22 protein-coding genes and 7 pseudogenes are annotated in these 23,232 nt (G+C 75.2%); 8 read left to right on the top strand and 21 right to left on the bottom strand.

Annotated elements, in window-relative coordinates:
- Nucleotides 1-6: 6 nt before the first annotated feature.
- Nucleotides 7-2,008: pseudogene (locus QQK45_RS17025) on the bottom strand (APC family permease).
- Nucleotides 2,009-2,158: 150 nt separating this feature from the next.
- Between QQK45_RS17025 and QQK45_RS17020 the strand changes: the two are divergent.
- Nucleotides 2,159-2,818: a potassium channel family protein gene (locus QQK45_RS17020; protein ID WP_284295089.1), complete on the top strand. Its 660-nt coding sequence runs from the start codon at nt 2,159-2,161 to the stop codon at nt 2,816-2,818.
- Nucleotides 2,818-3,567, top strand: coding sequence for a potassium channel family protein (locus QQK45_RS17015; protein WP_284294272.1), 750 nt, complete (start codon nt 2,818-2,820; stop codon nt 3,565-3,567). Before QQK45_RS17020 ends, QQK45_RS17015 begins: the two co-directional genes overlap by 1 nt.
- Here QQK45_RS17015 and QQK45_RS17010 read toward each other — a convergent pair.
- The 4 genes and pseudogenes from QQK45_RS17010 to dut all read right to left on the bottom strand — a co-directional run bounded on the left by QQK45_RS17010 (nt 3,503) and on the right by dut (nt 5,983).
- On the bottom strand, nt 3,503-4,297 hold the full coding sequence (locus tag QQK45_RS17010) for a DUF3159 domain-containing protein (protein ID WP_284294271.1): 795 nt from the start codon (nt 4,295-4,297) through the stop codon (nt 3,503-3,505). The genes QQK45_RS17015 and QQK45_RS17010 overlap by 65 nt on opposite strands.
- Nucleotides 4,287-4,655, bottom strand: a complete 369-nt coding sequence (locus tag QQK45_RS17005; protein ID WP_284294270.1) for an OB-fold nucleic acid binding domain-containing protein — start codon at nt 4,653-4,655, stop codon at nt 4,287-4,289. Before QQK45_RS17005 ends, QQK45_RS17010 begins: the two co-directional genes overlap by 11 nt.
- Complete coding sequence (locus QQK45_RS17000) at nt 4,655-5,416, bottom strand: DUF3710 domain-containing protein (protein ID WP_284294269.1); 762 nt, start codon at nt 5,414-5,416, stop codon at nt 4,655-4,657. Before QQK45_RS17000 ends, QQK45_RS17005 begins: the two co-directional genes overlap by 1 nt.
- Before the next feature lie 92 nt (nt 5,417-5,508).
- Nucleotides 5,509-5,983, bottom strand: a pseudogene (gene dut, locus QQK45_RS16995) (dUTP diphosphatase).
- Nucleotides 5,984-6,082: 99 nt separating this feature from the next.
- Between dut and QQK45_RS16990 the strand changes: the two are divergent.
- A complete protein-coding gene (locus tag QQK45_RS16990) occupies nt 6,083-6,631 on the top strand; it encodes a DUF3093 family protein (protein WP_284294268.1) in 549 nt (182 codons plus the stop codon).
- A 46-nt stretch (nt 6,632-6,677) separates the two neighbouring features.
- Here QQK45_RS16990 and QQK45_RS16985 read toward each other — a convergent pair whose 3' ends face one another.
- Together QQK45_RS16985 and QQK45_RS16980 are read right to left on the bottom strand one after the other, a co-directional pair.
- Nucleotides 6,678-6,980, bottom strand: a complete 303-nt coding sequence (locus QQK45_RS16985; RefSeq protein WP_284294267.1) for a DUF4193 domain-containing protein — start codon at nt 6,978-6,980, stop codon at nt 6,678-6,680.
- A gap of 238 nt (nt 6,981-7,218) precedes the next feature.
- Complete coding sequence (locus tag QQK45_RS16980) at nt 7,219-7,881, bottom strand: trimeric intracellular cation channel family protein (protein WP_284294266.1); 663 nt, start codon at nt 7,879-7,881, stop codon at nt 7,219-7,221.
- Nucleotides 7,882-8,062: 181 nt separating this feature from the next.
- On the opposite strand from QQK45_RS16980, the gene sepH reads away from it, so the two are divergent.
- Together sepH and QQK45_RS16970 are read left to right on the top strand one after the other, a co-directional pair.
- Nucleotides 8,063-9,034, top strand: a complete 972-nt coding sequence (sepH, locus tag QQK45_RS16975) for a septation protein SepH (protein ID WP_284294265.1) — start codon at nt 8,063-8,065, stop codon at nt 9,032-9,034.
- Nucleotides 9,031-9,342 (top strand): hypothetical protein, encoded by a 312-nt coding sequence (locus QQK45_RS16970; protein WP_284294264.1) that lies wholly within the window; start codon nt 9,031-9,033, stop codon nt 9,340-9,342. Before sepH ends, QQK45_RS16970 begins: the two co-directional genes overlap by 4 nt.
- Nucleotides 9,343-9,375: 33 nt before the next feature.
- Here the strand turns inward: QQK45_RS16970 and QQK45_RS16965 are convergent, their stop codons facing one another.
- The 9 genes and pseudogenes from QQK45_RS16965 to QQK45_RS16945 form a co-directional block, all read right to left on the bottom strand.
- On the bottom strand, nt 9,376-10,020 hold the full coding sequence (locus QQK45_RS16965) for a thymidine kinase (RefSeq protein ID WP_284294263.1): 645 nt from the start codon (nt 10,018-10,020) through the stop codon (nt 9,376-9,378).
- Between the two features lie 14 nt (nt 10,021-10,034).
- Nucleotides 10,035-11,162 (bottom strand): alkaline phosphatase family protein, encoded by a 1,128-nt coding sequence (locus tag QQK45_RS16960; protein WP_284294262.1) that lies wholly within the window; start codon nt 11,160-11,162, stop codon nt 10,035-10,037.
- Between the two features lie 99 nt (nt 11,163-11,261).
- Nucleotides 11,262-11,902: pseudogene (locus QQK45_RS16955) on the bottom strand (DUF5998 family protein).
- Between the two features lie 54 nt (nt 11,903-11,956).
- A complete protein-coding gene (locus QQK45_RS22500; RefSeq protein ID WP_348525267.1) occupies nt 11,957-12,352 on the bottom strand; it encodes an acetate--CoA ligase family protein in 396 nt (131 codons plus the stop codon).
- Between the two features lie 139 nt (nt 12,353-12,491).
- Nucleotides 12,492-12,626 (bottom strand): annotated as a pseudogene (locus QQK45_RS22495) (acetate--CoA ligase family protein); the annotation flags it as partial.
- The gene (locus tag QQK45_RS22490) at nt 12,623-13,588 is read right to left on the bottom strand and encodes a hypothetical protein (protein WP_431310346.1); all 966 of its coding nucleotides are present in this window, start codon (nt 13,586-13,588) and stop codon (nt 12,623-12,625) included. The pseudogene QQK45_RS22495 and the gene QQK45_RS22490, both read right to left, overlap by 4 nt.
- A gap of 94 nt (nt 13,589-13,682) precedes the next feature.
- A complete protein-coding gene (locus tag QQK45_RS22485) occupies nt 13,683-14,222 on the bottom strand; it encodes a Rossmann-fold NAD(P)-binding domain-containing protein (RefSeq protein WP_348525389.1) in 540 nt (179 codons plus the stop codon).
- Between the two features lie 30 nt (nt 14,223-14,252).
- Nucleotides 14,253-14,705 (bottom strand): annotated as a pseudogene (locus tag QQK45_RS22480) (GNAT family N-acetyltransferase); the annotation flags it as partial.
- 101 nt (nt 14,706-14,806) lie between these two features.
- Nucleotides 14,807-15,085 carry a helix-turn-helix domain-containing protein gene (locus tag QQK45_RS16945; protein ID WP_284294261.1) on the bottom strand — a complete coding sequence of 93 codons (279 nt, stop codon included), beginning with the start codon at nt 15,083-15,085 and terminating at the stop codon, nt 14,807-14,809.
- Between the two features lie 96 nt (nt 15,086-15,181).
- Between QQK45_RS16945 and map the strand changes: the two genes are divergently transcribed.
- Nucleotides 15,182-15,952: a type I methionyl aminopeptidase gene (gene map / locus QQK45_RS16940; protein ID WP_284294260.1), complete on the top strand. Its 771-nt coding sequence runs from the start codon at nt 15,182-15,184 to the stop codon at nt 15,950-15,952.
- Between the two features lie 77 nt (nt 15,953-16,029).
- A pseudogene (locus QQK45_RS16935) lies at nt 16,030-18,562 on the top strand (DNA gyrase/topoisomerase IV subunit A).
- A 140-nt stretch (nt 18,563-18,702) separates the two neighbouring features.
- On the opposite strand, the gene QQK45_RS16930 reads toward QQK45_RS16935, so the two are convergent.
- From QQK45_RS16930 to QQK45_RS16920, 3 genes and pseudogenes are all read right to left on the bottom strand, one after another.
- The gene (locus QQK45_RS16930; protein WP_284294259.1) at nt 18,703-19,149 is read right to left on the bottom strand and encodes a toprim domain-containing protein; all 447 of its coding nucleotides are present in this window, start codon (nt 19,147-19,149) and stop codon (nt 18,703-18,705) included.
- A 4-nt stretch (nt 19,150-19,153) separates the two neighbouring features.
- A complete protein-coding gene (locus QQK45_RS16925) occupies nt 19,154-19,582 on the bottom strand; it encodes a PPOX class F420-dependent oxidoreductase (RefSeq protein ID WP_284294258.1) in 429 nt (142 codons plus the stop codon).
- Nucleotides 19,583-19,625: 43 nt separating this feature from the next.
- A pseudogene (locus QQK45_RS16920) lies at nt 19,626-20,221 on the bottom strand (lysoplasmalogenase family protein).
- 314 nt (nt 20,222-20,535) lie between these two features.
- Between QQK45_RS16920 and QQK45_RS16915 the strand changes: the two are divergent.
- Nucleotides 20,536-20,976 (top strand): VOC family protein, encoded by a 441-nt coding sequence (locus tag QQK45_RS16915; RefSeq protein ID WP_284294257.1) that lies wholly within the window; start codon nt 20,536-20,538, stop codon nt 20,974-20,976.
- A 7-nt stretch (nt 20,977-20,983) separates the two neighbouring features.
- Here the strand turns inward: QQK45_RS16915 and QQK45_RS16910 are convergent, their stop codons facing one another.
- Together QQK45_RS16910 and QQK45_RS16905 are read right to left on the bottom strand one after the other, a co-directional pair.
- On the bottom strand, nt 20,984-22,057 hold the full coding sequence (locus tag QQK45_RS16910) for a GNAT family N-acetyltransferase (RefSeq protein WP_284294256.1): 1,074 nt from the start codon (nt 22,055-22,057) through the stop codon (nt 20,984-20,986).
- Between the two features lie 67 nt (nt 22,058-22,124).
- Nucleotides 22,125-23,228 carry a sensor histidine kinase gene (locus QQK45_RS16905; protein WP_284295088.1) on the bottom strand — a complete coding sequence of 368 codons (1,104 nt, stop codon included), beginning with the start codon at nt 23,226-23,228 and terminating at the stop codon, nt 22,125-22,127.
- Between the last annotated feature and the right edge of the window lie 4 nt (nt 23,229-23,232).

The raw sequence follows: 23,232 nt of genomic DNA, 5'->3' as shown, positions 1-23,232 counted from the left end.
GGCCTCTCACCGGCGGTGGATCCACGCCGGTCCGACGCGGGGGTTCTCGAGGCCGGTCTGGCCTTCGGTGGACTCGAGCTGCCAGGGCACGGACGCGACGACGACGCCGGGCGTGAACAGGAGGCGGCCCTTGAGGCGCAGGGCGGACTGGTTGTGCAGGAGCTGTTCCCACCAGTGCCCGACGACGTACTCGGGGATGTAGACGACGACGAGGTCGCGGGGCGACTCCCGGCGCACGGACCGCACGTATTGGAGCACGGGGCGCGTGATCTCCCGGAACGGGGAGTCGAGGACGCGCAGCGGGAGGGGAGCTCGAGCGCGTCCCACTCGGCGGTGAGGGCGGCGACCTCCTCGGCGTGCACGCCGACGGTCACGGCCTCGAGGACCGAGGGCCGGGACGCGCGGGCGTAGGAGATGGCGCGCATCGCGGGCTTGTGGAGCTTGGAGATCAGGACGATCGCGTGGACGCGGCTGGGCAGGGCGCGGGCGGAGGCGGCGTCGTCCAGCGCGAGCTCGCGGGACACGGACTCGTAGTGGCGCCGGATGCCGCGCATGAGGGCGTACAGGCACGCCATGGCGAGGATCGCGATCCACGCGCCGTGCGTGAACTTCGTGGCGAGGACGATGAGCAGGACGATGCCGGTGAGCCCGAACCCGAAGCCGTTGACCATGCGCGAGCGGATCATGCGCTTGCGGACGACGGGGTCGGTCTGGGTGCGCAGCTCGCGGGTCCAGTGCCGCACCATGCCGAGCTGGGACAGCGTGAAGGACACGAACACGCCGACGATGTAGAGCTGGATGAGCCGGGTCACGGTGGCGTCGAACGCGACGATCAGCGCGATCGCGCCGAGCGCGAGGACGATGATGCCGTTGGAGAACGCGAGCCGGTCGCCGCGCGTGTCCATCTGGCGGGGCAAGTAGCCGTCCTTCGCGAGGATGGACCCCAGCACCGGGAACCCGTTGAACGCGGTGTTCGCGGCGAGGACGAGGATGAGGCCGGTCGCCGCGGACACGACGTAGAACGCGGGCGTGAACCCGGAGAACACCGACTGGGCGAGCTGCCCGATCACGGGGTGCTGCACGTAGTCGGCGGCCACGGCGTGCCCGTGGTCACGGAGCTGGCCCGCGGGGTCCTCGACGTACTTGGCGCCGATGGCCCGGGCGAGCAGGAGGATCGCCATGATCATGACCGCGGAGATCCCGCCCAGCAGGGCCAGGGTCGTGGCGGCGTTCCTCGACTTGGGCTTGCGGAACGCCGGGACCCCGTTGCTGATGGCCTCGACACCGGTCAGCGCGGCACACCCGGACGCGAACGCGCGCGCCACGAGGAACGCCCCGCCCAGTCCCACGAGACCGCTCGACAGGTTGTCGGACGTGACGATGTCGAAGCCCGCGGACTCCGCCGCGGGCAGGCCGGTGGTGACGTAGCGCACGAACCCGACGACGGCCGTGACCCCGATCGCGGCCATGAAGAAGTACACGGGGATCGCGAAGAACCGGCCCGACTCCTTGACGCCGCGCAGGTTCGCCACCGCCAGCAGCACCACGAGCCCGATCGCGAACGGGACCTCGTGCCCGCGCAGGGCCGGGATCGCGGACGCCGCGTACTGGGTGCCCGACGAGATCGACACCGCGACCGTGAGGACGTAGTCGACCATCAGCGCGGACGCCACCGACAGGCCCGCTCCGGGGCCCAGGTTCGTGGTCGCGACCTCGTAGTCGCCTCCCCGGACGGGTAGGCGTGCACGTTCTGGCGGTACGACGCGACGACCGTCACGAGGACCACGACGACCGCGACACCGACCCACGGGGAGATCGTCGTCGCGGTGAACCCCGCGAGCGCCAGGGTCAGGAGGATCTCGTCGGGCGCGTACGCCACGGACGAGAGCGCGTCGGACGCGAAGACGGGCAGCGCGAGGCGCTTGGGCAGGAGCGTGTGGCCCAGGCGGTCGCTGCGGACGGGACGCCCCAGCAGGAGCCGTTTGGCGGCGTCGGCGAGATCGGACACGAGGCACCATGCTACGCGTGCGCGGGGTCACGGGCGGGGTGGCGGGGAAGGGCTCGGGCGGGCGGGGGCCGGGTCGCCGGTGGGGTGGCGGGGCGCGGCGGTGCGGGCGGTCCCGGCGCTGGTAGCGTCGGCGTCGTGCACTTCGTGATCATGGGATGCGGGCGCGTGGGCGCCACGCTCGCCCAGTCGCTCGAGGCGAGCGGCCACTCGGTCGCCGTCGTCGACCAGAACCCCGAGTCGTTCCGCCGCCTCCCCGCCGAGTTCGACGGGAAGAAGGTCACGGGCGTCGGGTTCGACCGCGACACCCTGGTCCAGGCCGGCATCGAGGACGCGTACGGGTTCGCCGCCGTCTCCGACGGCGACAACTCGAACATCCTCGCGGCGCGCGTGGTGCGCGAGACGTACGGCGTGGAGAACGTCGTGGCCCGCATCTACGACCCGCACCGGGCGGAGATCTACCAGCGGCTCGGCATCCCCACGGTCGCGACGGTCCGGTGGACCAGCGACCAGGTGCTGCGCCGCATGCTGCCCCTGGGAGCGACCGACGAGTACCGGGACCCGTCCGGGCAGGTGCGGCTGTGCCAGCTCGACTACCACCCGGGCTGGATCGGCACCACGATGGCGGCGATCCAGCGCGCCACCTCCACGCGGGTCGCGTACCTGTCCCGGTACGGGGACGGGGTGCTGCCCGGCGAGGAGTCGGTGCTGCAGGAGAACGACGTGCTGCATCTGCTGGTGCGCAGCGACGACGTGGACCGGGTCGAGCGCGTGCTCACCCGCGCCCCGAAGACCGAGGAGCGTGAGGGCTGATGCGGGTCGTGATCGCCGGGGCAGGCTCCGTGGGGCGCTCGATCGCCCGCGAGCTGCTGGGCCACGGGCACGAGGTGACGCTCATCGACCGTCAGCCGTCCGCGATGCGGGTGTCCCAGGTCCCCGACGCGGACTGGCTCCTCGCGGACGCGTGCGAGCTGCCCACCCTCACGCAGGCGCGCGTCGACGAGTGCGACGTCATCGTCGCGGCCACGGGCGACGACAAGGCGAACCTCGTCGTGTCCCTGCTCGCGAAGACCGAGTACGGGGTCCCGCGCACCGTGGCGCGCGTCAACAACCCGGCCAACGAGTGGATGTTCGACGAGTCGTGGGGCGTGGACGTCGCCGTGTCGACGCCGCGCATCATGACGGCCATGGTCGAGGAGGCCGTCGCCGTCGGCGACCTCGTGCGGATCTTCACGTTCCACCAGTCCGGTGCGGACATCCTCGAGCTCACCCTCCCCGACGACTCCCCGCTCGCGGGGCGCCGGGTCGGGTCTGTGCCGTGGCCCGACGACGTCGTCCTCGCGGCCGTCGTGCGCGGCCCGCGGCCGCTCGCGCCCAGCCCGGACGACACCCTCGAGGTGGGCGACGAGCTGCTGTTCGTCGCCGGCGCGGAGGTCGACGAGGACGCCCTGCAGCGGCTCCTCGCCCCGGGCGGGGAGCTCGCCGACGGGGGCGAGCTCAGGCCGGTGCGACTGCCTGCCGCGCCCGGTGCGGGATCAGGATCCACGTCACCCACAGCGTGAGGCCCCACAGAGGCAGCCCCATCACGAGGCGGGCCGTGCCCAGCCACCCCACGGAGTGGTCCAGGTACAGGGGGACCTGGACCGCCAGGCGCAGCCCGAACATCGCCACCCACACCCACGTCGCCCACGCGTAGCGCCGCACGAGCTCCCGGTCGGCGCGCCACGCCGTCGGGAACGCGGGACGCAGCGGCTCCTGGGCCTCGCGGGCCGCGTCAGCCTCGGCGGGCGTCGGACGGGCGGGGGCCTTGCCGCCCGCGAGCGTCGCCCCGCCCATGCCGGAGCGCAGCAGCTCCACGACGACGCCCACCGCGGGCCAGCGCACGAGGATCGTGACCAGGCACCCCACGAGGTAGGCGGCGTTCGTCAGCAGCCCCACCGCGTAGTAGTTCTCCGCCTTGTGGGACGTCGCCGCCCACAGGACGCCGATCCCCACCCCGACGAGCCCGCCGAGCGCGTGCACCGGCGGGGTCCGGGCGACCAGCCGCGCCACCACCAGCAGGACCGCGACCGCGACCGACGCCCACAGGGTCGCCGTCAGGTCGCTCGTGAGCACGTACACGACGACGAACACGAGGCCCGGGAGCATCGACTCGACCAGGCCGCGCACGCCGCCCACCGAGTCCAGGACGGAGAAGTCGTCGGACGCGAGCGCGCGCACCCCGCGAGCGTCCGCGCCGTCGCCCGCGGCTTCGACCTCGCCGGCGGCGACGTCGTCCGCCTCACTCACCATGGCGCGCGCGCAGCTCGTAGCGCGGGTTGAACACGGTCGGCCGCCCGCCCGAGGTGCTCACGAGACCCTCGGCCTTGAGCCGTGCCCCCGGCTCGATGCCGGCGATCCGGCGCCGGCCCAGCCAGACGAGGTCGAGCGAGCCCGTGCCGTCGAACAGCTCCGCCGCGAATGCCGGCACGCCCTCGCGGGGACGCAGCGTGACCGACCGGACGACGCCCGACACCTGGACGCGGCGACGGTCCGGCAGCGACCCGATCGCCGAGCAGCCGAACTGGCGGCGCGCCTCGTCGCGCTCCTCGTCCGCCGCGATCTCGTCGCGCGACGCCAGGGCGTCCTTGAGCGCGGTGCGCACGCCCATCAGCGGATCTCCGTGATCTCGGGACCCCGCTCGAGCGGGTTGAAGCCCCCGGCCGGCGGCTGCGCGTGCCCCGCGGCCTGCCCGCCCGCCTCCGCGCCGTCCTCGGACGCGCCGTTCGCGTCCGGCTGGGCGGGCGGGGTCAGCTCGAGGACGTCACGCGGTGGGCGGGCCGCCTCGCCGCGCACCACCACGGTGTTCGCGAACACGAACTCCAGCGTCGTCGCGGCCTCAGGCTCGACGGCGGCACGACCGGTGATCACGCCGCGCAGGAACCATCGCGGCCCGTCGACCCCGAGGAACCGGGCGGGCCGGAAGCCGGTGCGCCCGTCCGCGCCCGCGACGGGGAGGCGGGCGAGCAGCTCGCGCCCGAACGGGCCGGGGACGTCGTCCGCGGCGCCGCCCTGCTGCTGCACCGACGACGCGATCTCCTCGCGGATCTCGTCCCAGATGCCCTGCGTGCGCGGCGCGGCGAAAGCCTGCACCTGCAGCACCGAGCCCTCGACCGTGCACGCCACGCCGGTGAACTTGCCCGTGCGGCGGTCCTGCTCGAGGCGCAACCGCATCCCCGGGACGCCGGGCACCAGGAGGCCGCCCAGGTCGAGGCGGCCCGACGCGTCCTCGATCTCCGCGGCGTCGAACGGGCCGGACGTGCGCGGCTGGTCGCCGTCGCCGTCCTGCGCGAGACCCTCCTCCTCGCGCGCGAGGGCGCTCTCACGGTCCTCCCGGCGCTCGTCGGCCGTGGCCCGTCGGAAAAGCCCCACGTTGATCTCCTCGTCAGTACCGTCGGGCGCGCGCGAGGATCGCCCGCGTCCCGCATTCCACAGTAGCCCCGCCACCTGAGGGCGGCGGACGGTCAGGGGGTCGCTGTTCCCGCGCCGCCGAAGCCGCCCGAGGACCCGAATCCGCCGTCCCCGCGGTGCGACCCGGGCAGGCGCTCGGCCTCGACGAACCGGACCCGCTCGACCTTCTGCACCACGAGCTGGGCGATCCGGTCGCCGCGCCGCAGCGTGATGGGCTCGGAGCGGTCCGTGTTGAGCAGCGTGACCTTGATCTCGCCGCGGTAGCCCGCGTCGACGGTGCCGGGCGCGTTGACGACCGTCAGGCCGTGCCGGGTCGCCAGGCCCGAGCGCGGGTGCACGAACGCCGCGTACCCGTCCGGGAGCGCGATCGCGATGCCGGTGGGCACCAGCGCGCGCTCCCCGGGCCGAGCTCGACGTCCACCGTGGTCACGAGGTCGGCGCCCGCGTCGCCCGGGTGGGCGTAGGACGGCGGGGGACGCCGTCGTCGAGACGCTGCAGCAGGACGTCGGTCACCTCGGAGCTGGACACGAGGCGTGAGCCTAGTTGCTCGCGGGCGGGCCGGTCCACGCGCGCGCCCGGGCGCACCGCCGCGCCGGGACTCCCCGGCTCGGATGGCATCCTGGTGCCATGCCCGAACCCGCACCCCAGGCCACCGTCTCCGCCACGTTCCGCGAGCGGCTCCACCCCGGGCCCGCGTGGGTCGTCGGCGCGGTGTGCGTCGGGTTCGTCCTCGGGATCGTGCTCTGGCTGATCTCGATCGCCGCGTCCCTGATCGTGGGCGCCGTCGCCGCCGTCGTCCTCGCCGTCCTCCTGTGGACGTCCTCGCCCGTGGTCGCCGTCGGGCCCGGCCCGGACGGTGCCCCGTGGCTGTGGGCGGGCCGCGCCCGCATCCCGGTGGCGCTCCTCGCCGACCCCCGCGCCCTCGACGCCGCGGCGCTGCGCGCCGAGCTCGGTCCCGGGTCCGACGCGCGGACCTACGCGTGCCTGCGCCCCTGGCTGCGGTCCGCGGTCGTCGTCCGCGTCGTCGACCCGGACGACCCCACCCCCGGCTGGCTCGTCGGCACCCGCCGACCCGCCGACCTCGAGGCCGCCCTGCGTGCCGCGGGCGCCGCCGTCACCGCGACCCCGGCCGACGAGGCCCGGGAACGAGGAACGGCCGCCACCCCCGAGGGGTGACGGCCGATCGTCGGTCGCTCGCGAGGCCCGAGGGCCCGGCGGGAGGTCAGGCGGCGCACTCCGTGCAGACCGGCTGACCGTCCTTCGTGGTGTACGCGAGCTGGGAACGGTGGTGCACGAGGAAGCAGCGCGAGCAGGTGAACTCGTTCGCCTGCTGGGGCAGGACCCGGACCGACAGCTCCTCGCCCGACAGGTCGGCGCCCGGGAGCTCGAAGCCTTCCGCGGCCTCGGTCTCGTCCTCGTCCACAACCCCCGAGCTCTTGTCGGACCGGCGCGCCTTCAGCTCCTCGAGGGAGTCCTCGGACAGGTCGTCGTCGGTCTTGCGCGGGGCGTCGTAGTCAGTTGCCATCGGTGGGGTCACACTCCGGTCGTTCGTCGGACGTTGCGTGGGCGGCTGGCGGGTCACCGACCAGCCGGGCACTGCGCGTTCAATGCACGCGCGACCGGTTTCATTCCCGGTCGGCGAAGGGTGATTCAACACCATGCGGTCGCGGCTCGCAGCCTGGAACGGGTCGCGGGGCGCCAAGTGTGGCGGACTTCACCCCCTGCACCGTATCGTCGCAGGTCAGAACGTTGCCTGCCGGGTGTCACCGGGGCCGGCGGCCACCGTTCCACGGACCGGGCCACGCGGCCTGCGCAGCGTCGGGCAGCACCCAGCCCCGCCACAGCGACAGCAGCCGGAACGCGATCACGCCGAGCGCGACGAGCGTCGCCGACCACGCCGTGAGCCAGCCCTCGTGCCACAGCAGCACCGTCGCGCCCGCGCCCGCGAGCGCCGGGACGGCGTAGAGCTGGCGGTCCTGCAGGACGAGCGGGACCTCGCCCGTGAGGACGTCGCGCAGCACGCCGCCCCCGATGCCGGTGAGGGTGCCGACGATCACCGACGCGAGCATCCCCGCGTCGTACTGCAGGCCCTTGGTGGTCCCGACGATGACGAACAGCCCGAGCGCGCCGGCGTCGAGCACGACGACGCCGCGGCGCATGCGGGCGATGCCGGGGTGGAAGAACCAGATCGCGACCCCGGACAGGAGCGCGGTGCCGACGAGCACGGGGTCGGTGATCCCGACGGGCGGGGTCGCGCCGATCAGGACGTCGCGGAGCATGCCGCCGCCGAGCCCGGCGGTCCCGGCGAGGACGAGGACGCCGAACACGTCGAGGTGCTTGCGCACGGCGGACAGCCCGCCGGACAGGGCCGCGAAGAAGACGCCGGCGATCTCCAGGGCCGGCTCGGCGTGCAGGACGACGGTCACGTGCCGATCATCCCAGCGCACGGGTCCCCGGGGCGAGCGGGCGGCGCCGCGCGCGAGCTCGCGGACTCGCGGCACACCGGGGCGCCTGCGCCGGGTGCCGGGCCGGAGGTGGCACGCTCGGGGGACGGAAGCCGGGTCTGGGCGCGCGAGCCTAGTACGGTCGTGGCTGACGGGAGGCGTGATGAACGAGCTGAACCTGGTGGGACTGCACGAGGACGGGGAGAGTCTCGTCCTCGCGGGACCCATGGGCGAGCGGTACACCGTGCGCATCGACGACACGCTGCGGGCCGCGGTGCGCCGGGACCGGCCCCAGCTCGAGCAGCTGCGCGCGTCGTCGCCGGGCACCCTGCCGGTGCGGGAGATCCAGGCCCGGATCCGTGCGGGCGCGAGCGCCGAGCAGGTGGCCGCGGAGGCCGGGGTGCCGGTCGAGCACGTGCGCCGGTACGAGGGGCCGGTGCTCGCCGAGCGTGAGCACGTGGTGGACCGGGTGCGCGCGACGCGGCTCGGCGACGCGGACGCCCCGACGCTCGCGGACCTCGTCGCCGACCGGCTCGCGTCGCGGGACGTCGACGCGGAGTCGGTGGCGTGGGACGCGGCACGCGACGCGTCGGGCACGTGGCGGGCGACGGCACGGTTTGCCGCGGGCGGCCGGGACCGGACGGCGACCTGGGCGTACGACGCGTCCTCGCGCGAGGTCCGGGCCCTGGACGACGAGGCCCGGTGGCTGTCGGAGAACGAGGTGGGGGCACCCACGGCGTCGCGGACGACGACGTCCGGTCCGCGGTGCGACCCGTGCTGTCCGCGGTCGACGGGCTGCTGGAGCGTGGGCGGGACCCGCGCCACCCCCGGGACGCCGCGACGACGGACGCGCTCCTGGACGACCTCGGTCGGCGCCGGGGCACGCGCGCCCCCGACGTCGTCGAGGAGGACTTCGAGGGGTTCGGTCCCCTGCGTGACGAGCCGCACCCCGCCGGTTCCCGGGCGGACCGTCCCGGCCGTCCGGGCGAGACGCACGGTGACCCGACCGGCCACGTGGAGCCCCCGGACGACGCCGACCACATCACCGGCGACGACGCGCACGACGACCGCCGCGGCCGGCGCGGGAAGCGCCAGCGGCACGGGCACGACCGCGTGTCCGTCGCCGACCGGATGAGCGTCGCGGACGTCGTCGCGCTCCCGTTCCCGGCCAAAGACGCGCACCTCGACGACGACGTGGACGGGGTCGACCTCGACCCGGCACCCGCCGACGAGCCCGCCGCGGACGACCGCGGTGACCACGCCGCCGACGGCGGGGCTCGGGACACCGGTACCGCGCGCTCCGCTCACGGCTCCGAGGACGACCCCGCCCTCGAGCCCGCGGGTGCGGGCCGCGCCGCCGAGCGCAAGCCGTCGTCGCGCAAGCAGCGCGCCAAGATGCCGTCGTGGGACGAGATCATGTTCGGCTCCCGCACCGACGCCTGACCTTCCCCCATACCTCGCGGTGAAGGGCGCCGCTCAGGCGAGGTCGAGAGTGTCGCCCGGGCCCGAGCGGGCCGACGCCGTCGCGAGCGTCATGCGGCGCGCGTGGTGGCGGCGGCACAGCACCTCGTAGGCGACGGTCCCCGCGGACGCGTCCACGTCGCCGACGACGACCTGCTCGCCCTCCACGACCATCCGCCCGTCGACGGTGCGCGCGTTGTGCGTGGCACGCGCCCCGCACCAGCACAGCGCCGGGACCTGGAGGGTCTCGACGCGGTCGGCGAGCTCGACGAGCCGCGCCGACCCGGGGAACAGCCGGGTGCGGAAGTCCGCGAGGATCCCGAACGCGTACACGTCGATCCCGGCCTCGTCGACGAGCCGGGCGAGCTGCTCGACCTGCTCGGGCGCGTAGAACTGCGCCTCGTCGCACACGAGGTAGTCGACGTGCCCGGTGCGGGACCGCGCGTCGGACACCACGGCCCAGAAGTCGGTGGCGTCGTCGACCTCGTCGGCGTCGACCTCGAGCCCGAGGCGCGACGACAGGCGCGCCTGCCCGGCCCGGTCGTTGCGCGTGAACAGCAGCCCGTGCCGCCCCCGCGAGGAGTGGTTGTGGTGGGTCTGCAGGGCGAGCGTGGACTTGCCGGAGTCCATGGTGCCGCTGAAGAAGACGAGCTCGGCCACGGGTGGTGGTCCTCTCAGGTCAGGTGGACGACGAGCGGGATCCGCATCTCGGCGGGCGTGAGCGACCCGTGCATCCCGACGAGCGTGAGGCTCGCCGGGGTCTGGGTGCGCGAGTCCACGATGCTCGCGCGGCCCGTCGCCGCGACGACGACGTCCCCGATCACGGGCAGGGCGTGCGGCGCCACGTCGCCGAACAGGCCCGCGGCGACGACGTCGTCGCGCACGCCCACGAGCGCGGCGTCGCCCAGGTGGGCAGACCAGCGGGCGGCGACCGCCCGCGCGTCGGCCCCGGGCTCGAGGTAGAGGTGGCTCGCGCGCGGTTCGCCCGCGACGAGCGCGACGTCGGCCCGCAGCACGGGGTCGGTCGCGACGTCCCAGCGGACGGCGGGGTCGACGTCGACCATCCCGTGGTCCGCGGTGACGACCAGCAGGGTCCCGGCGGGCAGCGACCGGGCGAGCAGCGACAGGCCCGCGTCGAGCTCCTCGAGCGCGTGCCCCCACGCGGCCGACCGCCAGCCCTGGTGGTGGCCGACCTTGTCGACCTCGCCCCAGTACAGGTAGACGAGCCCCGGTCCGCGCAGCGCCCGGGATGCCGCGGCGACCCGGTCGGCGAGCGCCTCGGCGGGCAGGTAGGTGCCGCCGCGCAGGGCGGCGACGGTCATCCCGGAGCCGGCGAAGCGTGCGGGGCCGACCGAGGTGACGGGCAGCCCGCCCGTAGCTGCGACCTCGGGGAGGGGTGCCTCGCGCTGCCAGGTGCGGGGGTCGGGCGCCCCCTCCCAGGACACGAGGCCGGCGAGGCCGCCCGTGGCGGGGTTGCGGACGGTGTACCCGAGCATGGCGGTGCGCCCGGGCGGGGCGCCCGTGCCGAACGTGCCGATCGCGGCCGCCGTCGTCGAGGGATAGGTCGTGGTCAAGGGGCGGGCGGCGGCCGGGTCGCTCAGGCGGGGCCGCAGGAAGGAGGCGTGGCCGGCGCGTTCGCGCAGGTTCTCCCAGCCGAGCCCGTCGACGAGGACGACGCACGCGCGGGTCGCCGCAGGCAGGCCGAGCCGGGCGGTCGCGGCCGGGTCGGAGCCCGCGCCGTCGCCCCCACCGCAGCCGGCGAGTGCGCCGAGCACGCCCGGCAGGACGGCGTCGAGGCTCACCCCCGTACGACGGCGCCACGAAGGTGTCCGCGGCGACGTCCCGCGGGACGTCGCCGCGCGCGCCCGCGAGCGCCGCGAGGACGGGGAGAAGGTCGGCCATCAGCGCGCGGTCGCGGCGGACAGGACGCGCGCGAACCGGGCGGCGCGCTGGACGGCCTTGGCGCCGTCGGCCTCGGCGCTGACGCGGACGACGAGGTCGTCGGGCAGGAGCTGGCCGGTGAGGCCGTGGTCGGCCTCGCAGGTCGGGTCGGCGCACTGGGCGGGCTCGAGGTCGACACGCTGGACGCCGCCCCACCCGATGGCGAGGGTGAGCTCGGCGGGCGCCTGGCCGGCGCGGTGGGTGTCGGGGCGGGCGACGACGTGGGTGAGGAGACCGAGCTCACGGCGCGCAGCGGCACGGCGTCGGAGGTCGCGACCGCGCTCGCGGCGGGGTGCTCGGAGTCGGCGGGGTGGTCGTCGACGTGGACGGTGACGAACCGGGTGGGGGTGAGCGCGAGAACCGTGACGTGGCGGCGGATCTCCTCGCCGTCGAACGTGGTCTCGGCGTGCACGAGGTGGGCGACGAGGTCCTCGTCGGCGACGGCGACGTCGACGACGTCGTCCACGAGCTGCGGGTAGTAGCCGGCCCGGACGAGCTGGGCGGTGAGGTCGGCGCGGGGTGAGGTGGCGGGCTGCGGCACCCGGTCATTCTCGCACCGCACGCCCCCGCCCTCACCGAGGTGGGCCCCCGGGAGGCCCATCTCGCGAAGCAGGCCTCCCGGAGAGGTGCTTCGCGAGGGAGTCGGGGCGCAGGGCTACGTCGCGGGGCCGGAGAGCATGGGCAGGGCGCGGCGCAGGGCGTCGACGCGGCGCGGCGGGGCGAGGGTGGCGCGGGCGCCGAGGACGGCGAGGCTGTGGGGGGCGACGACGACGGGGGCGAGCTCGAGGCTCGCGACCTCGGGCAGGTCGTCGGCGAGGACGGACACGCGGCCGACGAGGTCCTCGAGGGCGGCGACGTCGACGCCGGGCGCCCCGCGGTACCCGAACAGGCGGGGCGCGGCCCGGACGCGGCGGATCATGGCGGCGACGTCGACGTCGGTGAGGGGCGGGACGCCGTAGGCGACGTCGCCGAGGAGGTCGACGGCGTCCCCGGACAGCCCGAACGACACGACCGGCCCGTACAGGGGTCCTCGCCGCTGCGCACGACGCACGCGACGCCGGCGTCGGCCATCCGCTGGACCTCGAACGGGGCCGCCCCTCGGCGAACGCGCCGGGCCCGAGGTTGTCGAGGATGGTCGCCCGCAGGGACTCGAGGCCGGCCCGGGCGTCGTCGTCCCCGGTGACGTCGAGCCGCACGCCGCCGAGGTCGGCGCGGTGGCGCAGCGCCTCGCTGGTGGCTTTGAGGGCCACGGGGTAGCCGAGCTCGCGGGCGGCGGCGACGGCCTGGTCGGCGTCCTCGACGGGCGTGGCGGGCCAGACGGTCACGCCGTAGCAGGCGAGCAGACGCGCGAGGTCCGCGGCGGGCAGCGGTCCGGGGGCGGCGGACTCGACGATCTCGCGGGCACCGTCACGGTCGGCGTCGGGGTAGGCGACGTGGGTGCCGTGGTCCTCCGCGCGCCAGCGCGCGTACCGGGCGACGGCCGCGGCCGCCCACACGGCGTCCTCGGGGGTGGAGTAGGCGGGCACGCGGTGCGTGACGCCGTCGGGCGTGGTGTGCGTGAAGGCGTCGGTGAGGCCGTGGAAGCCGACCGCGCTGACGAGCGTGGGCCGGCCCGACGACGCCGCACGGGCCGCGAGCTCCCCGCGAGCCAGGCGAGGTCCACGCGCACGGTGGGGACGTTGACGGCGACGACGACGTCGCACGCGCCGTCCGCGAACACGACGTCGAGCGCGGCGCGGATCCGGTCGGGGCTCGCGTCCTCGCGCTCGACCGACGCCCGGCACGCGACCACGAGGCCCGCGGCCTCGGCGGCGTCCGCGACCGCGGAGACCAGGGACGGCGAGCTCCCGACGATCCCGACGCGGCGCCCGGCGGGCAGAGGCTGGTGCGCGAGGAGCTGGGCGAGGTCGACCATCTGGTGGGTGTTGTCGGCGCGGATCACCCCGGCCTGCCTCATGATCTCCTCGAGCGCCCGGCGCGGGACGTGCCCGCGGCGCACCGCGTGCCCGGGCGGCGCGAAGTGCCCCGACTGCCCTGCCGCGACCACGACCACCGGCTTCGCGGACGCGAGGCGCCGCGCGATCCGCGAGAACTTGCGCGGGTTGCCGATGGACTCGAGCGAGAGGCACGCGACCGCCGTCGACGGGTCCTCGGACCAGAACTGCATCATGTCGTTGCCGGATACGTCCGCGCGGTTGCCCGCCGACAGGAACGTGGCGACCCCGAGCCCGCGCCGGCGCACCGTCGCGAGGAGCGTCACCGCGGTCGGCGCGGACTGGCAGAACAGGCCGACGCTGCCGTCGGGCGGGGGTCCGTCGCGAGGGACACGTCGATCCGGTGCCCGGGTGTGCGGCGCAGCAGCCCGTAGGAGGCGGGGCCGATCACGCGCATCCCGGCGGTGTGCGCGCGGCGCACGAGCTCGAGCTGGCGCGCCAGCCCGTCGGGGCCGAGCTCCGCGAACCCCCGGACAGCACCACGAGCCCCCGCACCCCGCGCCTCGCCAGGGCCGGGACGATCGCGAGCACCTGCTCGGGTGCGAGGGCGAGCACCGCGAGGTCGTACGGGCCGGTCGCCGTCTTGAGGCGGTCGTGGAACGCGACGCCCGGCAGCGCCTCCCCCGGCTCGCGGCCCGTCCCGACGACGTCGAACGTCGCGTCCCCGGGGTCCGCGAGCGCCCCCGCGACCACGGCGTCGGCGAAGCGCCGCTCGACGGCGTCCGCGGGCAGGGCGGGTGACGTCACGACGAGCACGGCGTGCGCGTCGAGGAGGGTCTGCATCGAGCGCGCCTCGGCGCGCCGCTCCCGGTCGGCCATGACCTCCCGGGACCGCTCGGTCGGGTCGAGGTCGACGCTCACGGACACGACGCCGTCGTCGACGCGCTGGGAGACGTCGTACCCGGCCTCGCGGAACACGGCGAGCATGCGCCCGTTCTGCGGCAGGACGTCGGCCGTGAAGCGTTCGACGCCGCGCTCGCGGGCGGCGGCGGCGATGTGCTCGAGGAGGACGGACCCGAGGCCGCGTCCCTGGTGGGCGTCGGCGACGTTGAACGCGACCTCGGCCTCGTGCGGGGCGGTGCGGTCGAAGCGGGCGACGCCGATGATCTCCTCGCCGAGGGGGCGTCGCCGTCGTCGCCGCCGTCCGTCGCGCCGTCGCCAGGTGGCGTCCCGTCGGCCCCGGCGGGCGTGGACGCGACCGCGATGAGGGCGACCCGGTCGTGGTGGTCGACGTGCGTGAACCGGCGCAGGTCCCGGTCGGACAGCCGCTCCATGGCGGCGAAGAACCGGAAGTAGACGGAGCGCTGCGACTGGCCGACGTGGAAGCGCTGGAGGGCGTCGGCGTCGGAGGGCCGGATGGGGCGCACGTGCGCGGTCGTCCCGTCCCGCAGGACGACGTCGGCCTCCCACTCCTCGGGATAGGGCGGGGCGGCGGGCTCGCTCACACCGGCAGCCTAGAACGGGTGGGGCGCGCTCGCCGGGGAGCGACGCCGTGATCTCAGTCCCACCGGCTACGCCGAGGCGCGCGGGCGGGCCTGCTCGGCGTCGGGGGCGCTGACCTCGGCCCACACCGTGTCCAGGGACAGCCCGAGGACGGTGGCGATCGCGGCGACCGTGGAGAACGCGGGGGTGGCGACGCGGCCGGACTCGATCTTGCGCAGGGTCTCCGGTGAGACGCCGGCCGCGAGCGCCGTGTCCAGCATGGGCCGGTCGCCGCGGGCGCTGCGCAGCAGCGTGCCGAGGCGCCGGCCTCGGTCGAGCTCGGCGGGGGTGAGCGGCAGACGGACCATGCCGCCGATTCTAATCCCGGGATGATCATCCCGGGGTAGGCTGGCCGGGATACTTATTGGCACCCGTCCCCGGGTGCCCGACGACGAAGGTGGCCCATGATCGAGATCCTCAGCCCCGTCGAGCTGGAACGCGCCGAGGCGACCGGGGCGCTCGTCGGGCGCATCCTCGCCACGGTGCGCGCCCGGTGCCGGGTCGGCACCAACCTGCTCGAGATCGACCGGTGGACGAAGGAGCTGATCGACGACGCCGGCGCGGTGTCCTGCTACGTCGACTACGCGCCGTCCTTCGGGAGCGGTCCGTTCGGGCACTACATCTGCACCTCCGTCAACGACGCCGTGCTCCACGGGCTCCCCCGCGACTACACCCTTGCCGACGGCGACCTGCTCACCCTCGACCTGGCCGTGTCCCTCCACGGGATCGTCGCCGACTCGGCGGTGAGCTTCGTCGTCGGGCAGGCGGCGCGGCCCGAGGACCTCGCGATGATCGACGCGACCGAGCGGGCGCTCGCTGCGGGCATCGCCGCGGCCCGGCCCGGCGCGAAGGTCGGGGACCTGTCGCACGCCATAGGCGAGGTCCTCACCGACGCCGGGTACACCGTCAACACGCAGTTCGGCGGGCACGGGGTCGGCTCGACCATGCACCAGGACCCGCACATCGCCAACGCCGGGCGTGCCGGGCGCGGGTACACGCTGCGGCCCGGCCTGCTGCTCGCGATCGAGCCGTGGGTCATGGCCGACACCGACGAGCTCGTCACCGACGCCGACGGCTGGACCCTGCGCAGTGCGACCGGGGCCCGGACCGCGCACAGCGAGCACACCGTCGCGATCACCGACGACGGCGCGCGGATCCTCACGCTGCGGCCGTAGGGGCGCGACGTCACGGCGGCGGCCCCGGCCGCGCGCCGTGCACCGTGGCGTGGGCGGCGTGCGGGACAATGGCGCCCATGGCCCGTTCGTCCCGCTCCGGCTCCCGCGCCGCCGCTCCCGACCCCTCCGAGCCGTTCGTCGAGAAGATCGTCGACATCGACGTCTCGGCGGAGATGGAGGGTCCTACCTCGAGTACGCGTACTCGGTCATCTACTCCCGGGCCCTGCCCGACGCGCGCGACGGCCTCAAGCCCGTGCAGCGCCGCATCCTGTTCCAGATGTCGGAGATGGGCCTGCGCCCCGACCGCTCGTACGTGAAGTCGGCGCGCGTCGTCGGCGACGTCATGGGCAAGCTCCACCCGCACGGCGACACGGCGATCTACGACGCGCTGGTCCGCCTCGCGCAGGACTTCGCGCTGCGCCTGCCGCTCGTGGACGGGCACGGGAACTTCGGCTCGCTCGACGACGGCCCCGCCGCCCCCGGTACACCGAGGCACGTATGGCACCGGCCGCGACCGCCCTCACGACGGGCCTGGACGAGGACGAGGTCGACTTCGTCCCGAACTACGACAACAAGCTCATGCAGCCCGAGGTGCTGCCCGCCGCGATCCCGAACCTGCTGGTCAACGGCGCGTCGGGCATCGCGGTCGGGATGGCGACCAACATGGCGCCCCACAACCTCGTCGAGGTCGTGGCCGCCGCGCAGCACCTCGTGGCGCACCCCGACGCCGACCTCGAGGCGCTCATGCGGTTCGTGCCCGGGCCTGACCTGCCGACGGGCGGCAAGATCGTCGGGCTCGAGGGGATCCGCGACGCGTACCGCACGGGGCGCGGGTCGTTCAAGACTCGCGCGACCGCGAAGATCGAGTCCCTCACGCCCCGCAAGCGCGGGATCGTCGTGACCGAGCTCCCGTACATGGTCGGGCCCGAGCGCGTGATCGAGAAGGTCCGCGAGGGCGTGCAGACCAAGAAGCTCCAGGGCATCTCCGCGATCACGGACCTCACGGACCGCGAGCACGGGCTGCGGCTCGTGATCGAGGTCAAGACGGGCTTCAATCCCGACGCCGTCCTCGAGCAGCTCTACCGGCACACGCCGATGGAGGACTCGTTCGGCATCAACAACGTGACCCTCGTCGAGGGCCAGCCCCGCACGCTCGGCCTGCGCGAGCTCCTGACGGTGTGGGTGGGGCACCGCATCGACGTCGTGCGGCGCCGCTCGCGGTTCCGGCTCGGCAAGCGCCGCGACCGTCTGCACCTGGTCGAGGGGCTGCTCCTCGCGATCGTCGACATCGACGAGGTCATCGAGGTCATCCGTTCCTCCGAGGACGCCGGGATCGCGCGGACCCGCCTCATGGAGGTCTTCGACCTGTCCGAGCCCCAGGCCACCTACATCCTCGACCTGCAGCTCCGCCGCCTGACGAAGTTCAGCCGGATCGAGCTCGAGAAGGAGCAGGACGAGCTCAAGCGCGAGATCGACGAGCTCGAGGCGATCCTCGCCGACGAGCAGCGCCTGCGCGGCGTGGTCAGCGACGAGATGGGCGAGGTCGCCCGCCTGTACGGGACGCCGCGGCGCACCATCCTGCTCGACTCCGCCGGGGCGGGCGTCAGCGGGGCCACGGGCGTCGCACCCGCCCTCGGCACTGGTCGCGGCGCCAAGGCGCCCGCGCTGAGCCTCGAGGTCGCGGACACGCCCTGCCACGTCCTGCTCTCGGCCACCGGGTTGCTCGCCCGCACGTCCGACGACGCAGCCCCCTCCCGCGAGGGCGCCCGGCACGCGCACGACGTCATCCGGTCCGTGGTGGGTGCCACCGCGCGCGCCGACGTCGGGGCCGTCACCAACCGGGGCCGCGTGGTCCGCGTGTCCGTGCTCGACCTGCCGGCGCTGCCCCCGACGCAGGGCGCGCCCAGCCTGTCCGGCGGCGTGCCCGTGAGCGAGGTCGCGGCGCTCGAGTCCGGGGAGAAGGTCCTCGCCCTGGTCGCGCTCGCCCCCGACGCGCCGACGCTCGCGCTCGGCACCAAGGCCGGCGTCGTCAAGCGCGTCGCGGCCGGCGACGTGCCGAACAAGGACGTGTTCGACGTGATCGGGCTCAAGGACGGCGACGAGGTCGTCGGCGCGGCGGCCGTCGCGGACGACGACGAGCTCGTATTCGTGTCGTCGGACGCGTCGCTCCTGCACTTCGTCGCCTCGTCGGTGCGGCCCCAGGGCCGGGCGGGCGGCGGCATGGCCGGCATCAAGCTGGCCGCCGGCGCCGAGGTCGTGTTCTTCGGTGCCGTGGCCGCGCACGTGCGCGACGGCGACGGCAGCACCGAGGGGCTCGCGGGCGCCGTCGTCGTGACGGTCGCCGGCTCGTCGGACGCGCTGCCCGGCACGCAGGCCGGCTCCGCGAAGGTCACCCCGTTCGAGCTCTACCCCGGCAAGGGGCGCGCGACCGGCGGCGTCCGGTCGCAGCGGTTCCTGCGCGGCGAGGACGCGCTGATCCTCGCCTGGGTCGGGGCCGCGCCCGCGCGGGCTCTCGGGTCCGGCGGCCAGCCGCTCGACCTGCCCGCGCCCGACGTGCGCCGCGACGGCTCCGGCCAGCCCCTCGCCGCCCCGGTCGCCGCGGTCGGCTGACGGTCTCCCCGCAGACGCGGCTGGCTACCTTCCCGGACGCGACCCCCTCCCGCCGAGCACGGGCTCTCCGCCCGTCCCGCGCAGCGGACGGACGCGGAGCCCGTGCGCGCGGGGCCGGGATCCCGTGCTCGACGACGCGTTCAGAGCCGGTCGAGCAAGCCGGCGAGCGGCACCGGGACGTGGTCGAGGTCGACGGCCTCGGCGAGCAGCCGTCCGTACCGGTGCTTGCGGTGCGCCCCGGCGCCGACGGCGTGCAGCAGCTCGTCCTCGAGGTCCCGTTCGCACACGAAGAACCCCAGGCGCGCGAGCCCGTCCCGGTCGGCCGCCTCGCCGACGCCCGCCTGCGCGAGCCCGCGCCGGCAGACCGCCTCCTCGCCGACGTCGACGAGGCCCAGGAGCCGCAGCCCGTCCCCGAGCGGGCCCAGGCGGCGGGCCGTCCGCGCGAGCGCGTGCGCGCCGCCGATCGGCGCGACGACCGTGCCTTCCGCGGCGAGGTCGTGGCCGAGCCGGGCGGCGAGCGTCTCGACCGCGAGCTGGTCGCTCGCGCCCTTGACCAGCACCGCCGTGACGGTCTCGCGCGCGGGCACGGTCTCAGCTTGCGAGCGTCCCCGACGCCTCGACCGACCCGCCGCCCACGGCCACGAACCGTTCGGGGCGGACCGCGACGACCACCCGCACGTCGGCGTCCGGGATCGGGTAGACGTTCCCGTAGCGCTCCTGGAGCGACCGGTAGAAGGAGGCCTCGGCGTCGTCGGGCGTGATCGAGACCACGGTCCCGCGCAGCTCCAGGTAGCGGTACCCGTCGTCGGGGTCCGCGATCGACAGCGCGACCCGCGGCTCGTGCTCGAGGTTGCGGAACTTCTGCCGGGTCGAGGTGTGCGTGAACCGGACGAGCTCGCCGTCCCAGTCGAACCACATGACGCTCGACTGGGGTGCGCCGTCGGGGCGGATCGTGGCGAGGTGGGCGAACAGGGGACGGTCGAGGAGATCCGCGTGCGACGCGGGCAGCGTGGTCGGCATGGCGCCACGATAGAGGCCTGCCCGCCCGTTCACCCGGCGGGCGTCAGCGCGCGGCGCTGCTCCGCGGCGACCACAGCGGCAGGACGGCGGGCCGCGGGCCGGTGGGGACGTCGTCGGCGGCGGCACGGTGCAGGACCCCGGCCGCGAGCAGCGCCTGCCCGACGCCGTAGGTCGCCATCACGGCGACGCTCCCCGCGGTCCCGGCCGGGTGCCCGGCGAAGTGGCCGAGCGCGATGAGGCCGTCGGACACGAAGAACACCGCCCCGCCGAGCCCGGCGAGCCGTCCGAGCCCCGTCGACAGCACCGCCATGACCGTGAGCATCGCCCCGTACACCAGCACGGGCACGAGCATCGACCCTGCGTGCGGGGCGCAGACCGCCACGAGCACCGCGAGCGCCGCCACGTACCCGGCGACGGTGAGGGGCGGACGCGGCGGCGGTCGGGCCAGAACGCCGTCACGTACGCGGCCTGGGCGAGCAGGAACGGGCCGACCATGAGGAGGAACGCGGTGTCGCCGTCGGCGGCGTTCGGGAGCACGTCGCCGAGCCAGGACAGCGCGAGGGCCGCGAGCGCCCACCGGGTGACGCGGGCGAGGGGCCGGTGCGAAGCACCGAGGACGACGACCGCCAGGAGGGGCATGAGGAGCGCCTGGGTGACGGTCGCGAGGGGTGCGCGTGGACGAGGACGGCGACGAGGTGGGCCGCGAGATCAAGCCCGTAGAGGGTGATGGGGAGGACGACGCGGGCGAAGGCGGCGCCGACGCTCTCACCCGTGGTCGGCTGGTCGGGTCCGGGGGCCGGTCGGTGGTGCTGGCCGGGGGTCATGGTGGGCGTCCTCGTCCGCTCGTCGCTGCGGGCGCGCCGTCGTGCCCGGGGTCGCAGCCTAACCGGGGTCCGAACCCGTGCGCCCGTATTCGGGGGACGGTGCGGCGGGCGGTTGTCTACGGTGGCGGGATGACGACGTCGCAGGTGAGGCAGGTCCAGGTCACGTTCGACTGCGCGGAGCCGGTGCGGGTCGCCCGGTTCTGGTGCGCGGTGCTGGGGTACGTGTGGCCGGCCCCGCCCGACGGCTTCGAGGACTGGGACGCGTACGAGCGCGCGTCGTCGCCGGACGACCCGGGCGTGTGGGCGGCCTGCGTGGACCCGAACGGCGTCGGGCCGCGGCTGTTCTTCCAGCGGGCGCCCGAGGGCAAGGTCGTGAAGAACCGGGTGCACCTGGACGTGCGCGTCGGCACGGGGCTGGTGGGCGAGGAGCGGCTCGCGGTCCTGAACGCCGAGGGCGACCGGCTCGAGGCGCTGGGGGCGTCGCGGTTCCAGCTGCTGCCGGCGAACGAGGAGGACGAGTCGGTCCTCGTCATGCAGGACGTCGAGGGCAACGAGTTCTGCCTGGACTGAGACGGTGTCACAGCTCGATCGCAAGCATCCGTGAGCCGACGGTCTTCTCGTAGCCGAGGCTCGAGTACAGCCCGTAGGCGCCGGTCGGGTTCTCGGTGTCGACGTCGAGCGCCGCGTACTGCATGCCGTCCGCGGCGAACGTGCGCATCGCTGCCGCGAGCAGGGCGGGCGCGAGGTGCCGGCCCCGGTACGCGCGTCGCACCCCGAGCGCGTCCGTGTACCCGGAGGTGTAGCCCTGGACCGCCCAGTCCTGCTCGGCGCGGATCGCGAGCTGGTACCCGGCGACGAGCGTCCCGCCCGCCGCGACGTGCGCGCGCGTCGCGGCGTCGAGCCCGGCCACGAGCGCGGGGTCCGGGGCGGGGTCGACGACGACGGCGCTCCACTGCGGCGCGAACAGCGTCCGGCCGTGGGCCCACACCTCGGGCGACTGCGGCTCGCTCCCCCAGTGGTCGCGGAACGCGTCGTTGTGCGCGAGCCGGACGGCCTCGTCGAGGGCGGGGGCCCAGGGCTCGAGCCGGAGCCCGTCGGGGAGGTCCACGACGGGGATCGGGTCGGCGAGGTCGCGGCGGAGCGTCGCGTAGTAGCGGAGCGTGCCGAACCCGGCCCGCTCGTAGAGCCGGCGCTCGGCCGCGGGACCGCCGTACTCGAGGTAGGTGAGGATGCGGCCGGGCAGGTCGCGGTCGCTCGCGGCGAGGACCTGTCGGGCGCGTCCGGTCATCCACGCGACGGCGGCGCGCCCGAGGCCCTCGCCCCGGCGCTCCGGGAGCACCCCGCCGTGGAGGAACACCCGCACCATGCTCGCGTCGCCGGGGCGGGTGGCGACGCCCCCGTACGCGACGAACCGCCCCTCGCCGTCGACCGCGGCGACGGTGTCCGCTGCGGGGTCGCGGCCGGGATCGTCGAACTCGTCCCCGATCTCGGCGAGGGAGGTCCGGAAGGGCTGGGCGTCGGCGTCCTCGATCGCGGCCACGAGCGCGTGCACGCCGGGGGTGTCGGCGCGCTCCAGGGGGCGCCAGGTGAGGCCGTCGAACGCGGGGAGGTCGAGGCGATCCGGGGCGGCAGCCCGGTCGGCGAGGGTCATGGCTCCCACGCTAGGCGGACCTCACACCCCACGGCACGGCCTTTGTCCACGATGGGCGCGCCCGCGGTCAGGTGCGAGGCCGTACGCCGGGAAGGTGCACGACGACGCGCAGCCCGCCGTCGGGCAGGGGCGCCAGGGCGACGGTCCCGCCGTGCGCGCGGGTGATGCTCGCGACGATCGCGAGCCCGAGGCCCACGCCGGCGTGGTCGGTGCGGGCGCGCTCGCTTCCGCGTTGGAACGGTTCGGTGAGCGTGGGCACGACGCGGGGGTCGAGCGCCTCGCCCGTGTTCTCGACCGTGAGCGTCGCGCCGCCCGGCCCGGAGTCGGTGCGCACCCGCACCCAGCCGCCGTCGGGCAGGTTGTGGACGATCGCGTTGTGCACGAGGTTCGTCGTGAGCTGGAGCAGGAGGGCCGGCGAGCCGAGGGTGGGCGCGGCGCCGCCGGCGGTCGCGAGGGTGACACCGCGGCGCTCGGCGAGAGGGAGCAGGGTCTCGGTGGCGTCCTCGGCGAGCAGCGACAGGTCGACGGTCTCGCGCGCGAACGCGCCCCGGTCGGCGCGGCTGAGCACCAGCAGCGCCTCGGTGAGGTCGATCGCGCGGGTGTTGACGACGCGCAGCCGCTCGAGGAGGGCGTCGGTGTCGCGGTCGGGGTCGGTCTCGGCGACCTCGAGGAGCGTCTGGGTGATCGCGAGCGGGGTGCGCAGCTCGTGCGACGCGTTGGCCGCGAACCGCTGCTGCTCGGCGACGTGCGCCTCGATGCGCGCGAGCATCGCGTCGAAGGCGTCGGCGAGCTCGCGGAACTCGTCCGCGCGGCCCGGGAGCGCGACCCGGTGGAACAGCGACCCGTCGGCCGCGGCACGCGTGGCGTCGGTGATCCGCGCGAGCGGAGCGAGCATGCGGCCCGCGAGGAGCCAGCCGCCGACCAGCCCGAACACGAGGAGGAACGCGAGCATGAGCGCGGCCTTGGGGGCGAACGCGGACCAGAGGTCGGACCGGCCGGGGATGAACAGGTCGGGACGCCCCCGGCCACCCGGTGCGAGTTCCGAGGGGACGACGACCGCCTTGTCGGGCACGTAGCGCAGCAGGAAGACCAGCACGACGGCGATCAGCCCGACCCCCGCGATCATGAGGAACCCCGCGTAGCTCAGGGTGAGCTTGAGCCGGACACTCAGGCCG

Origin of the sequence: Luteimicrobium album (assembly GCF_030161555.1) — a bacterium.
In the GTDB taxonomy this organism is placed as follows: Bacteria; Actinomycetota; Actinomycetes; order Actinomycetales; family Cellulomonadaceae; genus Luteimicrobium; species Luteimicrobium album.
Note: the sequence above shows the minus strand (reverse complement) of the source record. Positions and strands in the feature narration are given on the sequence as shown.

Coding starts and splice junctions, on each gene's coding strand:
- QQK45_RS16915 (WP_284294257.1), top strand. CDS start 20,536: ATGACGACGTCGCAGGTGAGGCAGGTCCAGGTCACGTTCGACTGCGCG.
- QQK45_RS16985 (WP_284294267.1), bottom strand. CDS start 6,980: ATGGCAACTGACTACGACGCCCCGCGCAAGACCGACGACGACCTGTCC.
- QQK45_RS17010 (WP_284294271.1), bottom strand. CDS start 4,297: ATGGTGAGTGAGGCGGACGACGTCGCCGCCGGCGAGGTCGAAGCCGCG.
- QQK45_RS16990 (WP_284294268.1), top strand. CDS start 6,083: ATGCCCGAACCCGCACCCCAGGCCACCGTCTCCGCCACGTTCCGCGAG.
- QQK45_RS16970 (WP_284294264.1), top strand. CDS start 9,031: ATGAGCGTCGCGGACGTCGTCGCGCTCCCGTTCCCGGCCAAAGACGCG.
- sepH (WP_284294265.1), top strand. CDS start 8,063: ATGAACGAGCTGAACCTGGTGGGACTGCACGAGGACGGGGAGAGTCTC.
- QQK45_RS17020 (WP_284295089.1), top strand. CDS start 2,159: ATGGGATGCGGGCGCGTGGGCGCCACGCTCGCCCAGTCGCTCGAGGCG.
- QQK45_RS16910 (WP_284294256.1), bottom strand. CDS start 22,057: ATGACCCTCGCCGACCGGGCTGCCGCCCCGGATCGCCTCGACCTCCCC.
- map (WP_284294260.1), top strand. CDS start 15,182: ATGATCGAGATCCTCAGCCCCGTCGAGCTGGAACGCGCCGAGGCGACC.
- QQK45_RS17015 (WP_284294272.1), top strand. CDS start 2,818: ATGCGGGTCGTGATCGCCGGGGCAGGCTCCGTGGGGCGCTCGATCGCC.
- QQK45_RS16945 (WP_284294261.1), bottom strand. CDS start 15,085: ATGGTCCGTCTGCCGCTCACCCCCGCCGAGCTCGACCGAGGCCGGCGC.
- QQK45_RS22485 (WP_348525389.1), bottom strand. CDS start 14,222: ATGCTCGCCGTGTTCCGCGAGGCCGGGTACGACGTCTCCCAGCGCGTC.
- QQK45_RS17005 (WP_284294270.1), bottom strand. CDS start 4,655: ATGGGCGTGCGCACCGCGCTCAAGGACGCCCTGGCGTCGCGCGACGAG.
- QQK45_RS16925 (WP_284294258.1), bottom strand. CDS start 19,582: ATGCCGACCACGCTGCCCGCGTCGCACGCGGATCTCCTCGACCGTCCC.